This is a genomic window from Desulfofundulus thermobenzoicus, assembly GCF_009428905.1.
Classification (GTDB): domain Bacteria; phylum Bacillota; class Desulfotomaculia; order Desulfotomaculales; family Desulfovirgulaceae; genus Desulfofundulus_A; species Desulfofundulus_A thermobenzoicus.
This window is the reverse complement of the sequence record NZ_WHYR01000120.1, coordinates 1-876: the sequence shown is the minus strand read 5'-3', so window position 1 is coordinate 876 and position 876 is coordinate 1. Positions and strand designations below refer to the sequence as shown.

1 pseudogene is annotated in these 876 nt (G+C 51.8%); it reads right to left on the bottom strand.

What is annotated here, in order from left to right:
- Positions 1-752, bottom strand: a pseudogene (locus tag GFC01_RS17775) (IS200/IS605 family accessory protein TnpB-related protein); the annotation flags it as partial.
- Positions 753-876 lie beyond the last annotated feature (124 nt).

Here is an 876-nt window from a genome sequence, read left to right as displayed (position 1 = left end):
GGCCGCCCTTTACTGTCCGTGCCCGCCTGTTCCGATAGATGTGAGACGGTCACGGACAAAGCAAATTCTCCGCTGCGGTAGCTTATCTTGATGTTCGGGTTGCCGCCCTTGGTTTCGTCCCCCCGGGCGTACAGCCGGTTCTGCCGGGCGTTTCGCCATTCTTCTTTTGCGGCTCTACCCCTGCAGACCCGCTTCCACAAAGAACGGCCGCCAAAAACTACTGTGGGTATGGTGCCATTATTTTGATGGGTTTTCAGTTCATCCAGCTTCGTCTTCAGTTTTTTGACCCGCGCTTTGCGGCCGTGTACGATGCGTTCGGCTTTCTCGATTTTTACCGGATTACCAGTTTTTATCGCTATGGACAGGTCTTTTTCCGCCCGGTCTAGTTTCTTCCTGGCCCGGGCCAGCTTCGTTCCGGTTTCTTCGATTTCCAGCGCCAGCAGTTCCCGCTGTGATTCAATAATGGCCTTTGCCTTTAATATGGCATCGTCACAAAAACGGGAGTTTATGCCAAATAACTTCTGGCCTTCTTTTTTGAGTTCATTACGGAAACGGCCTTCCAATATCCGGTTGAAGGTCCATCGGGTACAGGCGCAAAAAAGGCGCATCTCGGTGGTCAGGGGGTCTTCGTCGCCCCGGCCCCACTTCTGGGAGCGAATGTCAGGGTAGACTTCCGGGAAAAACTCGCCGCAGACGGTGTATTTCAGGCCGTCTTCCGGGTTAACCGTTTTCTTTATTTTCGGCTTCGTCATCCTGCAACACTCCCGCAATCACTTCCCGAAACCCCTGCCTGATTTTTTGCCGCTTTGCTGATGGTTAAGAGTTCCATAGTATATTGCAACTGCTTTGTTATGTTTTATCAATATTTGTCGGCCT